12 protein-coding genes and 2 pseudogenes are annotated in these 17,598 nt (G+C 46.4%); 6 read left to right on the plus strand and 8 right to left on the minus strand.

What is annotated here, in order from left to right:
• Nucleotides 1-313: 313 nt before the first annotated feature.
• From C233_RS0120470 to C233_RS0120480, 3 genes are read right to left on the minus strand one after another with little or no spacing between them, the layout of a single operon-like run.
• On the minus strand, nucleotides 314-742 hold the full coding sequence (locus C233_RS0120470; protein WP_018669366.1) for a SufE family protein: 429 nt from the start codon (nucleotides 740-742) through the stop codon (nucleotides 314-316).
• A 20-nt stretch (nucleotides 743-762) separates the two neighbouring features.
• Nucleotides 763-1,761 carry a M20 family metallopeptidase gene (locus tag C233_RS0120475; RefSeq protein ID WP_018669367.1) on the minus strand — a complete coding sequence of 333 codons (999 nt, stop codon included), beginning with the start codon at nucleotides 1,759-1,761 and terminating at the stop codon, nucleotides 763-765.
• Entirely contained in the window at nucleotides 1,758-2,696 is a 939-nt protein-coding gene (locus tag C233_RS0120480) for a S66 peptidase family protein (protein ID WP_018669368.1), read from the minus strand. Before C233_RS0120480 ends, C233_RS0120475 begins: the two co-directional genes overlap by 4 nt.
• A 461-nt stretch (nucleotides 2,697-3,157) precedes the next feature.
• On the opposite strand from C233_RS0120480, the gene C233_RS0120485 reads away from it, so the two are divergent.
• Both C233_RS0120485 and buk read left to right on the plus strand, forming a co-directional pair.
• On the plus strand, nucleotides 3,158-4,093 hold the full coding sequence (locus C233_RS0120485) for a phosphate acyltransferase (protein WP_018669370.1): 936 nt from the start codon (nucleotides 3,158-3,160) through the stop codon (nucleotides 4,091-4,093).
• 86 nt (nucleotides 4,094-4,179) lie between these two features.
• Nucleotides 4,180-5,241 carry a butyrate kinase gene (gene buk, locus C233_RS0120490; protein WP_018669371.1) on the plus strand — a complete coding sequence of 354 codons (1,062 nt, stop codon included), beginning with the start codon at nucleotides 4,180-4,182 and terminating at the stop codon, nucleotides 5,239-5,241.
• A gap of 203 nt (nucleotides 5,242-5,444) precedes the next feature.
• Here the strand turns inward: buk and C233_RS23035 are convergent.
• The 5 genes and pseudogenes from C233_RS23035 to pnp form a co-directional block, all read right to left on the minus strand.
• A pseudogene (locus tag C233_RS23035) lies at nucleotides 5,445-7,071 on the minus strand (SusD/RagB family nutrient-binding outer membrane lipoprotein).
• A gap of 13 nt (nucleotides 7,072-7,084) precedes the next feature.
• A complete protein-coding gene (locus C233_RS0120500) occupies nucleotides 7,085-10,522 on the minus strand; it encodes a TonB-dependent receptor (protein ID WP_026314950.1) in 3,438 nt (1,145 codons plus the stop codon).
• Between the two features lie 187 nt (nucleotides 10,523-10,709).
• Nucleotides 10,710-11,642, minus strand: a complete 933-nt coding sequence (locus C233_RS0120505; protein ID WP_025069215.1) for a FecR family protein — start codon at nucleotides 11,640-11,642, stop codon at nucleotides 10,710-10,712.
• Nucleotides 11,643-11,762: 120 nt separating this feature from the next.
• A complete protein-coding gene (locus C233_RS0120510; RefSeq protein ID WP_025069216.1) occupies nucleotides 11,763-12,323 on the minus strand; it encodes an RNA polymerase sigma-70 factor in 561 nt (186 codons plus the stop codon).
• A 174-nt stretch (nucleotides 12,324-12,497) separates the two neighbouring features.
• Nucleotides 12,498-14,639 carry a polyribonucleotide nucleotidyltransferase gene (gene pnp / locus C233_RS0120515; RefSeq protein WP_018669376.1) on the minus strand — a complete coding sequence of 714 codons (2,142 nt, stop codon included), beginning with the start codon at nucleotides 14,637-14,639 and terminating at the stop codon, nucleotides 12,498-12,500.
• 199 nt (nucleotides 14,640-14,838) lie between these two features.
• Between pnp and C233_RS0120520 the strand changes: the two genes are divergently transcribed.
• From C233_RS0120520 to C233_RS23875, 4 genes and pseudogenes are all read left to right on the plus strand, one after another.
• Nucleotides 14,839-15,990: a redoxin domain-containing protein gene (locus tag C233_RS0120520; protein ID WP_018669377.1), complete on the plus strand. Its 1,152-nt coding sequence runs from the start codon at nucleotides 14,839-14,841 to the stop codon at nucleotides 15,988-15,990.
• A gap of 188 nt (nucleotides 15,991-16,178) precedes the next feature.
• Nucleotides 16,179-16,643, plus strand: a complete 465-nt coding sequence (greA, locus tag C233_RS0120525) for a transcription elongation factor GreA (RefSeq protein WP_018669378.1) — start codon at nucleotides 16,179-16,181, stop codon at nucleotides 16,641-16,643.
• Between the two features lie 54 nt (nucleotides 16,644-16,697).
• Nucleotides 16,698-17,090: an HIT family protein gene (locus tag C233_RS0120530; RefSeq protein WP_018669379.1), complete on the plus strand. Its 393-nt coding sequence runs from the start codon at nucleotides 16,698-16,700 to the stop codon at nucleotides 17,088-17,090.
• Between the two features lie 352 nt (nucleotides 17,091-17,442).
• A pseudogene (locus C233_RS23875) lies at nucleotides 17,443-17,598 on the plus strand (DDE transposase); the annotation flags it as partial.

The raw sequence follows: 17,598 nt of genomic DNA on the forward strand, positions 1-17,598 counted from the left end.
AAATCCTGTGGATTTTCTTTGGAATACATACGGCAAATGCCGTACTGATGATAGACAAGATCAGGAACAGGACGGTGAAAGCGGCATGATATGATTTTACAGGCAGAGGCAGAAGATGTCTTCAGACTTCTTCCCGAGCGTCATGTCTTGTAGGGTAAGATTGTGTGAGAAATTACAGGAATAGGACTATAAAAATGGCATATGAAGTGAGTATGCTCTATCATCTTCATATGCCATCTTGATTTTTAGGGACATTTACTGAATATCCCTGAATATGTGTTCTTTTGTTCTTATGTCCGAAACTGCAAGCTCCTCAGGCATTCGTTCCTTTTGCCTTGAATGCCAGCGCATACATCCGCATCTGCTTCACCATAGAGAGCAATCCGTTGCTGCGTGTAGGAGAAAGGTGCTCTTTCAATCCTATCTTGTCTATGAAATAAAGATTGGCTTCCAGAATTTCGTCCGGTGTGTGTTCGGAAAGTACCTTGATAAGAAGCGAAATAATGCCTTTTACTATTAAGGCATCGCTCTCGGCCTGGAAAATGATTTTTCCGTCCTTTTCGTCTGCTTGCAACCATACACGGCTTTGGCAGCCTTCAATCAGGTTCTGTTCCGTTTTATATTTGTCGTCGAGCGGTTCCTGTTCATTTCCTAAATCGATAAGAAGCTGGTAGCGGTCCATCCAATCGTCGAAATCGTTGAACTCGGCGATTACTTCATCTTGTACTTCGTTGATAGTCATAATAAATTTATCTTTAGTATTTATTTTTCGTTGTAGATAACTTCCATTACCGTCTGGCCTACCGCCTTCAAGGTGTTGCGGTCGATACCGTCCATATCGTCTTTCAGGGTATGCCAATTTTCATAGAAACCGGTTTCTTCACTATACTGGATGATGTCGATAGTAGGAATACGTGCATTCCGGTAAACGAAAAGGTGGTCGTCTGTTACGGTGCTTCCTCTCTCTTTTACGAAATAGTGCCCGTATCCCAGGTTGTTGGCAGTGTTCCATACTTTCCGGTTGATGTCCTTGGCGAATTCTTCGGAGTAACCTTCGTAGAAGAAAGTGGCATCTTTGGCGCCTACCATGTCGAGAAGGATGCCAAAACGTGCGTTATATCCTTGTACATGAGGATTGCGTGCCCAATATTGTGCGCCGAGTGCCCAGTATTCTTCTTTATGATTGCCGGTGTAGGCCTGGTGAGGGCCATAGTCTTCGGCATCTACCAATACGATGTCGATACCCAGTTCCGGCTGTTGTCCCTGGAGCTGGCGGGCTATCTCGAGCAATACGCCTACTCCGCTTGCACCATCGTTGGCGCCGGCAATGGGAGTATGCCGGTTCTTCTCGTCGGGGTCGGCATCCGCCCACGGACGGCTGTCCCAATGGGAAAGAAGTACGATACGCTTCTTTGTTTCGGGCTTGTAGCTGCCGATAATGTTGCGCGCTTTCAGTAACGTACCGTCATAGGCAATTAAATCTATTTGCTGGTTATATACTTTCGCTCCGAACTGTTCCAGTTTCTTTGCCAGGTATTCCCCGCAGGCTTTGTGGGCGGGTGTATTGGGTACGCGCGGTCCGAAAGCTACCTGCGCCTCGATGTACCGGTATGCACTGTCCGCATCGAACTGGGGAACATCGACTGTGCTTGCAGATTGCATGTCTTCACTGTCCGTATTGGTTTTGTTTTTATTGCTGCATGCTACCATAGCTATGAGTAACAGCAGGGATAGCGGGATAATTGTGTAATTGCGTTTCATTCTTTTGGGATATTAAAGCTTAATCTTGTTTCTTTCTTTCCTACTTCCAGCGTAACCTGTGCGCCGTTAATCATCGGTACATTCATCGTAACGTGTCCTACCGGAAATCCGAAACATATGGGGTAATCATACTCTTTTACCAAGTCGGCCAATGCTCCGTACAACTCCTTTCCTAAAGACATATTCTCTTCGTATTCGGTAAATTGCCCGATGATAAGCCCGGATAGTTTTTCGAGTACGCCACCCAGTTTCAGGTTGTACATCATACGTTCTACCGCATGGGGACGTTCGCCTACATCTTCGATGAAAAGTATCGTACCTTCTGCCGGAATATCATAAGGCGTGCCGCGTAAACCGTAAAAGACAGATATGTTTCCACCCCGGAGGATTCCGGTTCCTTCCCCTTTATGGTTGAGCTTATGGGCAGGACAAGTATAGCTGAATGCCGTTTCTTCTTCCAGCTTATTCCCGAACAGGATGTCTTTCAGTGCTTGGGTGCAGAAATCGTCCTCCGGTTCTACGGTGAGATGCCGTGCCATAGGAGCATGTAGCGAGGCGAATCCGTTTTGCTGAAATACATTGTGCAGGGCGGTGATATCGCTGAAACCGATTAACCATTTGGGATGCCGGCGGAATTTGGTAAAGTCGAGTTGCCCTACCAGATGTACGGCTCCGTATCCGCCACGGCTGCAAAGGATAACTCCGGCTTTTTCATCGTCCATTGCTTCCTGCAAGTCTTTCAACCGTTGCTGTATGCTTCCTGCATAAGTTCCGTGCGCGCTGCCTGCATGCTTGGCGAGTACAACTTCCAGTCCCCATGATTTCAGCCGCTTTTTAGCCCCTTTCAGGAAGGACTTGTCGATTTTGCTGGAAGGGGAGAGGATAATTGCGCGGTCTCCTTCATGCACGTACGGCGGAAAAATAAGACTATTCATATATCTATCTGTATTTGTGGCAAAAGTACACAATTCACCACAGAGGACACAGAGTTTCACAGAGTTTTAACATAGAGGGGGGATGTTTTTGAACACAGAGGCACAGAGACACAGAGTTTACTTGAATGTGGAGGCACAGAGTTTTCTTTTAATGCAGAGACACAGGGTTTCTTTTAATGTAGAGATACAGAGTTTTCTTTAATGTAAAGACATAGACTTCCTTTTAATGCAGAAACATTGGGTTTCCTTTCGCAAACTCCGTCACCGGTTCTTCATATAAACAAAAAAACTCTGTGCCTCCACATTCAAGTAAACTCTGTGTCTCTGTGCCTCTGTGTTCAAATACATCACCTCCTCCGTCTCCCGTACCTATCAAAATGATATAAAACATAGAAAATAAAATGGGGTGTAACGTTTATTTTCTCGACATTTTTTTAGATATTTGCTAAAAATCTAACGTTATGGAACCTATTCGGAACTTTGAACAACTGACTTCTCATCTGAAAACCTTGAACAAAAGGAAGCGTATTGCAGTAGTTTGCGCTAACGACCCCAATACAGAATATGCTATAGCCCGTGCTTTGGATGAAGGTATTGCAGAGTTTCTGATGATTGGCGATTCGGCTGTTTTGGAGAAATATCCTACGTTGAAGAAATATCCCGAGCATGTACAGGTTTTGCATATCGAAGATAAAGATGAGGCGGCGCGGGAAGCGGTACGTATCGTACGCGAGGGTGGTGCGGATATTTTGATGAAAGGCATTATCAATACGGATAATTTGCTTCATGCCATTCTCGATAAAGAGAAAGGACTGTTGCCTAAAGGTAAGATTTTGACGCATCTTGCCGTAATGCAGATTCCCACTTATGATAAGCTGCTCTTTTTCTCGGATGCTGCCGTTATACCCCGGCCTACTTTACAGCAACGTATAGAGATGATTTGGTATGCCATTCATACCTGCCGCCATTTCGGTATCGAACAACCGCGCATCGCACTTATCCATTGTACGGAAAAGGTGAGCGCACGGTTTCCCCATTCGTTGGATTACGTCAATATCGTAGAGCTTGCCGAGGCGGGTGAATTCGGAGATGTTATCATCGACGGCCCGTTGGATGTAAAGACTGCCTGCGAGAAAACGAGCGGTGATATCAAAGGTATCGTGTCTCCTATCAATGGGGAAGCCGACGTATTGATTTTCCCGAATATCGAGTCGGGTAATGCTTTCTATAAAGCGGTTTCCTTGTTTTCCCATGCAGATATGGCGGGACTGCTCCAAGGACCTGTATGCCCGGTCGTATTGCCGTCGCGCAGCGACTCTGGATTGTCTAAGTATTATAGTATCGCCATGGCGTGCCTGAGCAGTTTCGGAGCGGACATGAGCAAAAATAATTCGTAAACCAGCAAATTCAAATCGTCAACGTACCTATGTGTTAAAGATAAAAGACGTGTCATGACCGTAGGGAATAAATAGCTAAAATATAGATGAAGATACTCGTTGTCAACCCCGGTTCCACTTCGACAAAGATTGCCGTATACGAGAACGACGTGCCCCGCCTGGTGCGCAATATCCGGCATACGGTAGACGAACTGTCTCCGTTCTCTCATATCATCGACCAGTTTGAATTCCGCAAGAACTTGGTGTTGAAAGAGCTGGAAGCCAATAATATTCCTTTTGAATTCGATGCCATAGTGGGGCGCGGCGGGTTATTGAAACCCATACCGGGTGGCGTATATGAAGTGAACGATGCCATGCTGGACGATATTCTTCATGCCATGCGTACGCATGCCTGTAACTTGGGTTGTCTTATAGCTTCCGAGCTTGCCGCATTGCTTCCGGCTTGCCGTGCATTCATTGCCGACCCGGGTGTAGTGGACGAACTGGACGAGATAGCCCGCATCACGGGTTCTCCCCTTATGCCCCGTATCACTATCTGGCATGCGCTGAACCAGCGTGCTATCGCCCGCCGTTATGCGGCTGAACACGATACGCGTTATGAAGCCCTGGATTTGATTGTTTGTCACCTGGGGGGCGGCATATCCGTCGGCGTTCATCATTGCGGCAGGGCTGTCGATGTGAATAATGCGCTCGACGGCGAAGGACCGTTCTCGCCGGAACGTGCCGGTACGCTCCCTGCCGGGCAGTTGATAGACCTTTGCTGTTCCGGGCGTTATACTAAAGACGAACTTAAGAAACGCATTTCCGGCCGTGCCGGTCTTACGGCACATCTGGGTACGACCGATGTGTCTGCCATTATCTGGCAGATAGAAGAAGGAGACAAGCATGCCGGATTGGTGTTGGATGCCATGATTTACCAGATTGCCAAAAGCATCGGTGCGGCTTCTGTTGTGCTGTATGGTAAGATAGATGCTATTCTGCTGACAGGCGGCATGGCACATTCCGATTATATTATTTCCCGTCTGAAGGAGCGTATCTCGTTCCTTGCACCGGTTCACGTCTATCCGGGTGAGGATGAAATGGAAGCTTTGGCGCTGAACGCACTCGGAGCGTTGAGAGGGGAGCTTCCGATACAGGAGTATAAATAAATCCTCATAGTACTTGAAACCTGCGGGTTTATCCGCATCATCCCCCGTGCTTGGCAAAGGAGTTCCCTGCCTGCTACCAACCGCTCCCTTCCTGCCTTATAAAAAAAGGAGCAAAGCCTCCGGCTCTGCTCCTTACAACCTTTTTCCCGTAATAACTAATACGGAGAAAACACTACTAATCGAAGGATATATCTTTGTATCATCTAAAAGTTGTTCTGTCCGGCATCCCACCAAAGACGTGTACCGCCATTGTCTGCACCGCCCAGCTTACCTACTAAAGCGTCATATAGCGCTTTGTTGTCCGTCTTGTAGTCTTGGTTGAAGAATACGCGGCGAATCATATCGTCGGTGCTGATAGTGTTGCCGCTGTTGTTTACTGCAACCTTGATGAGCCGGGGATAACCGGTACGGCGTTGTTCCGCCCATGCTTCGCAACCTTCCGGATAGAGAGCCAACCACTTCTGGGTGATGATTCTCTCCAGCTTCTGTTCCGGAGTGGCACTTTCATCCCATTTCGGAGTAATGCTTGTCGGTGCGTCCGCATCGAATTTCTTATCGAATGCGTCTACATAAGCTGCCGGGGTTTCTTCGCTTTCCAGGTAACCGCTTACATCGTTGGCATCCCATTGTGAGAAGGATACGGTGATACCCTGTTTGTAGCAGTTCTCCACGTCCTCGGAAGTGTAGCCTCTTAAAGCTGCTTCTGCACGCAGGAACCATACTTCGGCGGCACTCATGACAATGATTTTACTGTCGGTGGTAACGGTGGTTTGAGAGTGTGTGGAGTAGCGGTTATCAGCTACGCCTGTTCCCTGGCGGACGCCTTTATAGTCGTCTTCGATGCTGCCGAGCTGTTTCACGCCGGCTACTTCCTTGATAATGTTGCCGTCTTTGTCTCTGCCGTCTTGCGCGGGGTTGAAGTATGATTTGAGACGAGGGTCGTTATAGCCCTTTAAGAAAGACTCCAGGTTTGCGTTCATATATACCTCGCTCCAACCGGCAACACCACCCAGCGGGTTACGGATGCCGTATTCGCCTACCGTTTCGTTGGCTGTTTCCAGTACGCCGCCGTTGGCTGCATCCAAAGCTGCCTTGACTTGTTCCTCGGCCAGTTCGGGAGCTACGTTAGACACGCGCATGGCCAGGCGCAAGCGGAGGGAGTTGGCGAATTTCAGCCATTGTGCGGGAGTGCGTTTGCCTTCCGGCATCATGAAGTCGGCGCTTTCGAAGGATATACCGCCTTTATAATCTTTTAGTATATTCACGGCTGTGCCCAAATCCTCAAAGAAACGTTTGTAGACTTCTTCCTGCGACTGCGGCTTTTGGTCGGCTGTTCCGAATCCGTCGTAAAGGATAGGACCGTAATAGTCGCTTACGCGATGAAGGGTGGCTACTTTCAGAATCTTGGTAATGGCATGGTAAAGAGGCCATTCCTTTTCTGTATTCAACGCTTCCGCGTCGGCAATGGATGGCATGACATATCCGTAGGTATACACCCACATGGCGCTCGTCCAGCCGTTGTTCAGGTTGTAGGTGGAGTTGTTGGCGTTGAACGAGCCCGTCATGTCGTGGAAATATCCGCAGAACATATCCGCTACCAGGTTCTGTACGATTTGGTATTGCCAGTCGGTGCCGTCCACCCCCGTTTGATAGATGATGCCTTTCTGAATGGTGGAGAAAGGTACGAGGGTTGGTCTGGTTATCGTATTTCTGCAATTCGTCTGTATAGGCTCCTTTGGTGCTGTTGAAATCGGTAAAGTTATCGGTACAAGATGAAAAACTCAGGAGCCCGCCGAGAAGTAGTGCGGTAGTATATTTTATCTTATTCATATTGTTCGGGTATTTAGAAGGTAAGTTTAATGTTGAATCCAATGTTTCTCGTTGAAGGCATGCCGAAGGTGTCCAAGCCCTGGTTGTCATTGCCTACCGACATTGTCGCATCCGGATCGAACGGGGCGTCTTTGTAGATGAAGAACAGGTTGCGGGCTACCAGTGAGAGGTCTACGCCTTTGATGAAGCCTGTCTTTTCGAGCATCTGCTGCGGGAAGGAATAGCCTAATGAGATTTCGCGCAAACGAATGTTTGTCCCGTCGTAGCGGTAGAATTCCGTAGTACCGTTACCGCGGTCGCCTACCATTTGATAGAATTTCTGCACGTCGTTAATCTTTTGCCCTTCCAGCATATAGTAACCTGCGTTGCGGGCATCGCCGGTAGCTTTGCTTACACCTGCATAGTCCAGTCCGGCTTGTGTCAGCGAGATTACGTCGCCGCCTACACGTGCGTCAATCAGGAAGTAGAGGGAGAAGCCTTTGTAGGTTACGCTGTTGCTCCAGCCCAGTGTCCAATCGGGATTGAAGTTGCCGATTTTGGCAGCCTTGTCGGTAGTTACCTGGGGCAAGCCGGCTTTTGCGTTGGGGTTGCCGTCTTTGTCTGTTTCAGGTTCCAGCAGGATTTTGCCGTTTGTGTCGCGTACGAATACGTTGCCGTAGATGTCGCCCAGCGAACCGCCTTCTACAACCATCATCTTATAAGGCATGCTTACGTTGCCCGAGGCGTATTGGAAGTTGGGAGTACCGCCCAAGGAAACAATCTCGTTCTTGTTGGTAGCGAAGTTGAACTGGGTTTTCCAACGGAAATTATCGTTCATCAACGGAGTGGCTCCCAACGTGATTTCAACACCCGTATTACGTATCTTGCCTGCGTTAATCCAACGGTAAGGACGTTTTTCTGCGGTAGTGTTTACGCGAATCAACTGATTCTTGGTGTCTGTACGGTAGAATGTGAAGTCGAAATCCAGACGGCTGTTGAAGAACTTCCATTCGGTACCTACTTCGATAGAGTTGCTGATTTCCGGTTTCAGGTCTTCTGCAAAGTAATAGTCGATAGGTTTCACTACGCCGCCTGCCGTGATAGTCTGTGCAGGGCTGGTGATGCCGATAGGAAGGTCGTTACCTACTTGTGCCCATGAGGCGCGTACCTTGCCGAAGCTAATCCATTCCGGCAGATTGAGCGTCTTGTTGAGAATCCATGAAAGACCTACCGAGGGATAGAAGAAGCCGGAGCTTTCGCTCTTGGTATTGGCAAGCGTAGAAGACCAGTCGTTACGTGCGGTAACATCCAGGTAAACGCTTTCTTTCCAGCCGATTTGCGCGGTGGCGAATATGGATTGAATGGTACGTCTTTGGTCGGCTGTCTCGTCGATGAATGAAGTGCCCGCACCGCAGAGATTCATATTGGGAACTGTAAAGACATTGGCTTTGTACAATCCCGATTTACCGGAGTCGAGGCTCAGGGAGTTTACCTTGGTGGTGTTGATGCTGCTGCCTACGGCTGCGTTCAGAGCCCAATCGTTCCATGTTTTGTTGAACATAGCCATGAAGTCGCCGTAAATCATGAAGTCCTGGCGGTTCATTTTGATATAACGACCGTTTTGGTGTGCTACGTCGGCTGCCGTACCGGCATACATCTTCTGGTCGTAATTGTCATTGATATAGTCTACGTTACCGCGTGCCTGGACGCTGAACCAGTCGGTTATTTTCAGGTTGGCGCTTAAAGAAGCCAATGTACGGAAACGCTTGTCGGTGCTGGTTACTCTGTTTGTCAGCCAGTAGGGGTTCTGGGTGAAGCCGTTGATATCTGTATACCAGTTTTGCAAAGGCATGGCCCGGTTTTCATCGTACTTTTCAAAACCGTTGTCGTTGCGGTAAACTCCGAGGTCTTCGCCGCGGGGGAAAGTGTACAGACCTACCAATGGGTTCATGTAATATCCACCGGAAGTAGGGCGGTTCTTGATTTTCTGGGTCATCAGGTTTACATTGGCATCCAATGTCAGGCGGTCGTTGAACAGAGAGGCTGTTTCGCGGAACGTGATGTTGTGCTTTTGCAGTTTGTTTACGTCGACGATACCTTTTGCGGTGGTATTGGCGTAAGAGAAGTAGGTCTGCATTTTCTCTTTACCTGTCATGATAGACAGCGAGTTGGTGGCGGTAACTCCGTTGCTGAAGTAGTCACCCACGTTATCGTAGGCTTCTATACCTTTGGAGTTGGCGTTTTCCGGAACCGTACCCCAGCTTGTGTCGCCGCTTGCACCGTATCTGTCTTGGAATTCAGGCAGACAGATAGCGTGGTCTACGGTCAGGTTGGAGTTGAATACGATACGTTGCATGCCGGCTTTTCCTTTCTTGGTGGTAATCAGGATTACACCGTTGGCGGCTTGAGAGCCGTAGAGGGCTGCTGCGGATGCACCTTTCAGAATACTCATGCTTTCAATGTCGTCCGGGTTCAAGTTGGAGATACCGTCGCCGGAGTCGCGGTTGCCGGCATCGTTGTTGCCGCCCATGGCGGAGAAGGCTTGTTCGGCCACGTTGTTCAACATAGGCACACCGTCGATGACGTATAGCGGTTGGTTGTTTCCGTCGGCATTGGCAGAACGGATACCACGGATAGAAACTTTGGCGGAACCGCCCAAACCGGAGGAATTGCGGGTGATAGATACGCCTGCTGTTTTGCCGGCAAGGGCGTTAATCATATTGGGGTCTTTGGCGCGCGTCAGTTCGTCGCCGCCTACCTGCTGGGTGGAGTAGGTAAGGGAAGCTTCTTTCTTCTTGATACCCATGGCCGTTACGACAACGGTTTCCAGAGCCAGAGCTTCTTCTTTCATTTGGATTTTCAGCGATGTGCGGCCGTTAAGCGCAACGTTTATAGGCTCATAACCGATATAGGAAATGGCCAAAGTGGCATTGGCAGGTGCATTGAGGGTGAATTCACCGTCCAGATTGGTAATGACGCCGTTAGTCGTTCCCTTTTCCAATACGTTGGCGCCGATAATCGGCTCGCCTTTGGAGTCGGTGACAACACCTTTTACGGTGACTTTTTCCTGTTGTGCGCCGGTAACGTTTTCAATATTTTCACTTTTCTTGGTCAGGACGATGTTCTTGCCTTCCATTACATATTTAATGTTTGTTCCGGCAAAAACTTCATCTAGCAGTTCGGCTACCGATTTGCTCTCCGCTTCTACGTTGACAGTACGGCGTACATCTACGCTTTTCTTGTTATACACGAACAAATACTCTGTTTGAGATTCGATTTTGGAAAGCACCTGCCCCACTCTCAACTGGGAATTGGGGATACTTACTTTGGCATTCTGAGAGTAACTATTCCCGCAGTATGCTTGGAATGTTACACACAGGAGAAGGAATAGTGTAATCTTCATAGTACGCAATAATTGCTTAATTTCGAAACTTTTTGGACAAAAAAGCTCATTCAAAGAAATTTTTCTCATATCTTTGTCACTGTGTTAAGTTAATAAATTGATTAAGGTCGATTTTTGACTGTTTCGGATCGGAAAGTATGGGGGTACTTTCCGATCTTTTTTTACAAAAAGGGGAAGTGAATTTTCAGACTGTTTCTGCTATGGTTTCATGCTATTGGTTTTTTAAGGGGTTAGTACTAAATTTAAAGGTTCTTATTTATTCATATATGATTATCGAGTCTTTTGCCTCATTGATACTGAACTTGAACGGATGTTCTTTGGAAATGGTTCGCAAGATGTGTTCGATGCCGTCCTGCTCCCTGAATTTGCCGGTCAGCCCTTCGTGGGTCAATAGTCGGGGGCTGGTAACGGTTATCTTTACGTTGTAATATTTTTCGAGTTTGTCTAAGATACCGCTGAACGGAACGTCGTCGAAACAGTACAATCCTTCTTTCCAGCGAAGATATTCGTATGAGGGGAGAATCGTTTTCTTGCAGCGTCCGTCATAGTTGGCGAAGAACTCGTCCTTTTGCAGACGGGTGATTACCTGGTCGTTGCAACTTGGATAAATATCTACGATACCTTCTACCAGTGTTGTCTCGAACTCTTTGCTGCCCTTGTATGCGCAGACGTTGAAACAGGTGCCGACCACTCTTACCTTATTCATTTCCGTATGCACGTAGAATGGTAATTTCTTGTTTTTGGTAACCTCGAAGTAGGCTTCACCGTCCAGTTCTACATTGCGTTCTTTGCGGCCGAAGTTGGATGCGTAAGTAAGTGTTGATTGGGCGTTCAACCATACGCGTGTGCCGTCGGCAAGCGTTATTTGGGCGCGTTGTCCGGCAGGGACGGTAATGGTTTGAGGTTGTGCATCCTTATTATATATATAGTCTGTGGTCATATAGTAACCGGATACGGCAATGACGATAGCTGCCGCGATACGTGCCGTCCAGCGGAGTACTGGCATGAGGCGCATCGTTTTTTTCTTGCTGTCCTGTTCTGTGGAGAATAGGGATACGTCGAACAGCATGCGTTCTTTCAGGTAGGTTTCCCGGTTTTCTTCGGAGGCTTCGACCCAATCCAGAATCTGCTTTTCCTCTTCAATGGAGGCTGTTCCTTTAAAATATTTATATAGTAATTCCTGATTCATCATAAAAAAGTCGCTTGGTTAAAAGGAGAGCTTTCGGGCCCTTCCGTATATATAACCGACGGGATGCTAACAACCCTATCGAATAGTGTGACTTTTATTAAAAAAAAGCGGTTTTAATGTTTAGAGGAGTATGGAGGCGAGGTAATCTTTCAGTTCCAACCGCAGTATGCGTAGGGCTTTGGTGATATGTGCCTCTACGGTTTTCAGCGAGATGTCCAACTGTTCTGCGATTTGCTTGTTGGGTAGATTCTGGTAACGGCTTAGCATGAAAATGGTACGGCTTTGTTGCGGCATCTGCTCTAATGCCTTATGGACGATGTGTTGTATTTCGGTGTCGAATATCTGTTCGGGTTCGCAGGCTTTCAGGGTTGATATACGTAAATTCAGCTCCCGTTGGCTGTGGCTGTTGATGTCTTCTTCCGCTCGTAGCCGTATCTGCTTGTGTGCTAAAATATTGAGGGATTTATTCTTGATAATGGTCAGTAACAAAGCGTGCAGGTTACTGTCTTCTGCCCAACGGTCTCGGTTCTCCCATAAAATAATCATGGATTCCATTAACACATCTTCGGCCTCCGCTTTATCTCTGAGGTAGGAATAAGCAAAAGTCAGGAACTTTTCTTGGTTCTCTTGGAAAAAACGCGAGAAAAGGTCCATCGCATGTAATCTGGTAAGAGCGGGCATTCAGTTTTGTTTTTTTTCGTACGATTTAAGGTTTCGTATGACAAAACAACACATTCTTTTCGTAATATACAAATAATATCCGTTGTTTTTTTAACTTACGCATGTTTGAGGGGCAAAAAGAAAGCCCGGCAGCATTCTGTCGGGCTTATATATCCTATATTATATTAATGAGGATTATTTTTCTTTCTTTTCCTGTCTTTCCGGTCTTGGAAGCAAGACTTTGCGGGACAGTTTGAATTTGCCGGTTTTCGGGTCGATATCGAGTAATTTTACATCGATTTCATCACCTTCCTTGATACCGGCTTCTTCTACAGTTTCCAGACGTTTCCAGTCGATTTCGGAAATGTGGAGCAAACCGTCTTTGCCCGGCAAGAATTCAACGAATGCACCGTAAGGCATGATAGAGCGGACTTTACCTTTGTAGACTTCGCCTACTTCCGGTACAGCTACGATACCCTTGATGATACGCATTGCATCGTCGATAGATTTCTTGTTGGTTCCGGCAATTTCAATTCTACCGATGTTGTCCACTTCCTCGATAGTGATTGTCGCACCGGTTTCTTCCTGCATGCCTTGGATGATTTTTCCACCCGGGCCGATTACAGCACCGATGAATTCTTTAGGAATAGTCATGGTTTCGATGCGGGGAGCATGAGGTTTCAAGTCATCGTGCGGCTCTGCGATACATTCGGTGATTTTGCTCAAGATATATTCGCGGCCTTCCTTAGCCTGCAACAATGCTTTCTCCAAGATTTCATAAGACAAGCCGTCCACCTTGATATCCATTTGGGTAGCAGTGATACCGTCTTTCGTTCCGGTTACCTTGAAGTCCATATCGCCGAGGTGGTCTTCATCGCCGAGGATATCGGACAACACGGCATATTTTTCTTCGCCTGCATTTTTTATCAGTCCCATTGCGATACCAGATACCGGTTTCTTGATTTTCACACCGGCATCCATTAACGCCAGTGTACCGGCGCATACGGTAGCCATGGAAGAAGAACCGTTAGACTCGAGGATATCGGATACCACACGTACTACGTACGGATAGTCTGCTGGGATTTGTCCTTTCAATGCACGCCATGCCAGGTGACCGTGGCCGATTTCACGACGGCCTACACCGCGTTGTGCCTTAGCCTCACCCGTAGAGAACGGAGGGAAATTATAGTGCAGCAGGAAACGTTCTTTTCCATGTTCCAAAACGTCGTCTATAATCTTTTCGTCCAGTTTCGTACCCAGCGTAACGGTGGATAAAGACTGTGTTTCACCGCGGGTGAAAACAGCAGAGCCGTGAGGGCCGGGCAGGTAACCGATTTCGCACCAGATAGGACGGATTTCGGTAGTTTTACGTCCGTCGAGGCGTTTGCCTTCGTCCAGAATGCAACGGCGCATAGCCTCTTTCTCTACATCGTGGTAGTAGCGGTCGATAAGCGGAGCTTTTTCTTCCAGTTCTTCTTCGCTGAACCGGGCTTTGAACTCTTCACGGATAGCGTCGAAGGCTTCCATGCGTTCGTGCTTGTTATTGTTACCGGAAGCGGCGACGGCGTAAGCCTTTTCATAGCAAGCGTCATGAACAGCCTTGCGGAGTTCTTCGTCGTTTACTTCATGGCAATATTCGCGTTTTACGGTAGAACCGACTTCTTCTGCCAGTTCCATTTGGGCTTTACACTGTATTTTGATTGCCTCGTGAGCTGCTTTCATGGCTTCCAGCAAATCTTTCTCGGAAACTTCGCTCATCTCGCCTTCTACCATCATGATGTTTTCATAAGTGGCGCCTACCATAAGGTCCATATCGGCTTTTTCCAATTGGTCGAAAGTCGGGTTGATGACGAATTCGCCGTCGATACGTGCTACGCGTACCTCGGAAATAGGTCCGTTGAAAGGGATATCTGAAACGGCGAGGGCAGCGGAAGCTGCAAGTCCTGCCAGTGCATCCGGCATGTCTACACCGTCTGCGGAAAAGAGGATGATATTTACATATACCTCTGCATGAAAATTATCGGGGAATAAGGGGCGGAGAGCACGGTCTACGAGTCGGCAAGTGAGGATTTCGTAATCGGAAGCACGACCTTCGCGTTTTGTGAAACCTCCGGGGAAACGTCCGAATGCGGAGAATTTTTCTTTGTACTCTACCTGTAACGGCATGAAATCTGTTCCGGGAACTGCGTCCTTGGCGGCACAAACAGTAGCTAAAAGCATGGTGTTACCCATACGAAGCATTACAGAACCGTCTGCCTGTTTTGCCAGCTTTCCCGTTTCGAGCGTGATGGTTCTGCCATCAGGAAGCTCGATCGTCTTAACAATTGGGTTAATCATAAAAAATGTTTTATATCTATTTTCTTTCAAAATTCCCGCAAAGATACATATTTTATTCGTGTAATGCGGTGGGAATGAGATAAAAAGTTTGTATTTAGTTGTTTTTTGCACTTTTATAAATGTAAGAAACGGGAAAATGCTTTGACTAACCGTGAAAAGAAGTATATTTGCACGTTCTTTTTAGAAAAATACACGAAATATGAAAAAGATTCTTTTTATTGCATTGGCTGCTTTAGGACTAAGCGCATGTAATTCCGAACCGAAATTTAAGGTGGAAGGCGAAATATCGGGTGCCGACGGTAAAATGCTTTATCTGGAAGCTTCGGCTTTAGAAGGCATTGTGTCTTTGGATTCTGTCGAATTGAAAGGCAACGGGACATTTGCTTTCAAACAAGTGCGTCCGGTGTCGCCGGAGTTTTATCGTTTGCGGGTGGATGATAAGGTTATCAACTTCTCCATAGATTCTACGGAGACTGTACGGTTGGATGCGCCGTATGAGAATTTCTCTACTGCTTATACCGTAGAAGGCTCGGCTAATAGCGTGAAGATAAAAGAACTTACACTGAAACAGATAAAGCTTCAAACCGATGTTAACGCATTGCTCCAGAGTATGCAGGTTCATAAGATTGGGGCGGATACGTTTGAAGATAGCCTTGCCGTGCTGATGAAAAATTATAAGGATGAGGTGAAACTGAACTATATTTTTGCAGCTCCCAATACAGCCGCCGCCTATTTCGCTTTGTTCCAGAAAATAAATAATTATCTGATATTCGACCCGTTGAATAATAAGGATGACATTAAGTGCTTTGCTGCTGTGGCAACCAGTCTGAATAATTATTACCCGCATGCCGACCGTTCAAAGAATCTTTATAATATTGTAATAAAAGGAATGAAAAATACCCGAGCTCCGCAGCAAAAAACGGTGGAGCTTCCTGCGGAAGCTGTTTCGGAAATCGGTATCATCGATATTAACCTGCGTGATATGAAAGGCAATATGCACAAATTGAGCGACTTGAAAGGGAAAGCTGTTATCCTGGATTTTACAATCTATCAGAGCGCGGTTTCTCCTGCACATAATTATATGTTGCGTGATTTGTACGATAAGTATGTAGGGCAGGGGCTGGAGATTTATCAGGTTTCTTTGGATGCGGATGAACATTACTGGAAAACTACTGCCGACAATCTGCCTTGGGTGTGCGTGCGCGATGCCAATGGGGTCTATTCCAGCATAGCTGCCGCTTATAACGTGCAGTCGCTTCCCGCTGTTTTCCTTATCAATAAGAAAAGCGAATTGAGCGCTCGCGGAGAAACGATAAAAGATTTGGAAGCGGCGGTGAAGGCGTTGCTGTAACATGTTATAAATTAGAAGATTTCATTTAAATATGTTACAAAGCAGTACTTTTTGCTTGACAAGCATTATTTAAAAGTCTATCTTTGCAAAGGAAATAGGAAAGAGGGTTCCAGCATGCTGACCATGTTGGAATTCTTTTTTGTTTATGGTATCATTAAAAACATATAATAATTAAGGAGGAAAAAAGTATGGCTTATATGTCAGAAGAAGGCTACAATAAATTATTAGCCGATTTAAAGCAGTTGGAAACGGTAGAACGCCCGAAGATTGTGGCGGCTATCGCTGAGGCACGCGACAAGGGCGACTTGTCGGAAAATGCGGAATATGACGCAGCAAAGGAAGCTCAAGGTCTTCTTGAAATGAAAATCAATAAACTGAAACAGGTGATTGCCGATGCCAAGATTATTGATGAATCCAAACTGAAGACTGATAGTGTGCAGATATTGAATAAGGTGGAACTGAAGAACGTGAAAAATGGTATGAAAATGGTATATACCATTGTTTCGGAAAGTGAAGCTAACCTGAAAGAGGGAAAGATTTCTGTAAATACCCCGATTGCACAAGGTTTGCTTGGTAAGAAAGTGGGTGATGTCGCTGAAATCAAAGTGCCGCAAGGCATCATCAATCTGGAAGTAGTAAACATTTCATTTTAAAAGAAAGGCAGGTCTGCATTGCAGGCTTGCCTTATTTTATTCATAAATATAGTTATGGCAACAATATTCAGCAGAATTATCGCAGGTGAGATACCGTGTTACAAGGTAGCGGAGAACGATAAATTCTTTGCATTTCTTGATATTAATCCGTTGGTGAAAGGTCATACGCTGGTCGTTCCCAAACAGGAAGTAGACTATATCTTCGATTTGAACGATGAAGACTTGGCTGCAATGCATGTCTTTGCAAAAAAAGTGGCATTAGCTATCGGTAAGGCTTTTCCGTGCAAGAAAGTGGGTGAAGCTGTATTAGGGTTGGAAGTTCCCCATGCACACATTCATCTGATTCCCATGCAGAATGAAAAGGATATGCTTTTCTCCAATCCGAAGCAGAAATTGACGGATGAAGAATTCAAGGCAGTAGCCGAGTCTATCCGTATGGCGCTTTAAAAAAATTATTTCCTCCCTTTATATACAATGAAAGCGGTAGCCGTTATTTTCGGTTACCGCTTTTTATTATGTTCTTTTCTTCTTTAGGATATTCGGAAAATATTATAAGATTGACCAACTGATTCATTGCGGGTTGGTTGGCTCTTCGCACCTTTAGGTAAGGACATTTACTGAATATCCCTCTTTAAAGTTAACTTTAACTATGGATTAGGGACATTCAGTAAATAATATAAAATCAGCCAACTAATTCATACACAAAATATTGCGAATTAGCTGGCTTTTTTGTATCTTTAGGTATTCCCCCGCAAATAAGGTTTGAAGGCCAAAACGGGGGAAATTCCCCGACTAAGATATGGCTAAGATACAAAATATTTCCGAAATTCACCCAACTTTGGGCTTCACAGAATTTGATGTTCTGGAAAAATACCGCAAAAGTTTTAATGAGAGTGAGCTTGGCAGGCTTCACTCAGTGTTCCCGTTTGAACGCATGGCAAAAGCCGCAGGCCTG

This window comes from Bacteroides gallinarum DSM 18171 = JCM 13658, from assembly GCF_000374365.1.
GTDB lineage: Bacteria > Bacteroidota > Bacteroidia > Bacteroidales > Bacteroidaceae > Bacteroides > Bacteroides gallinarum.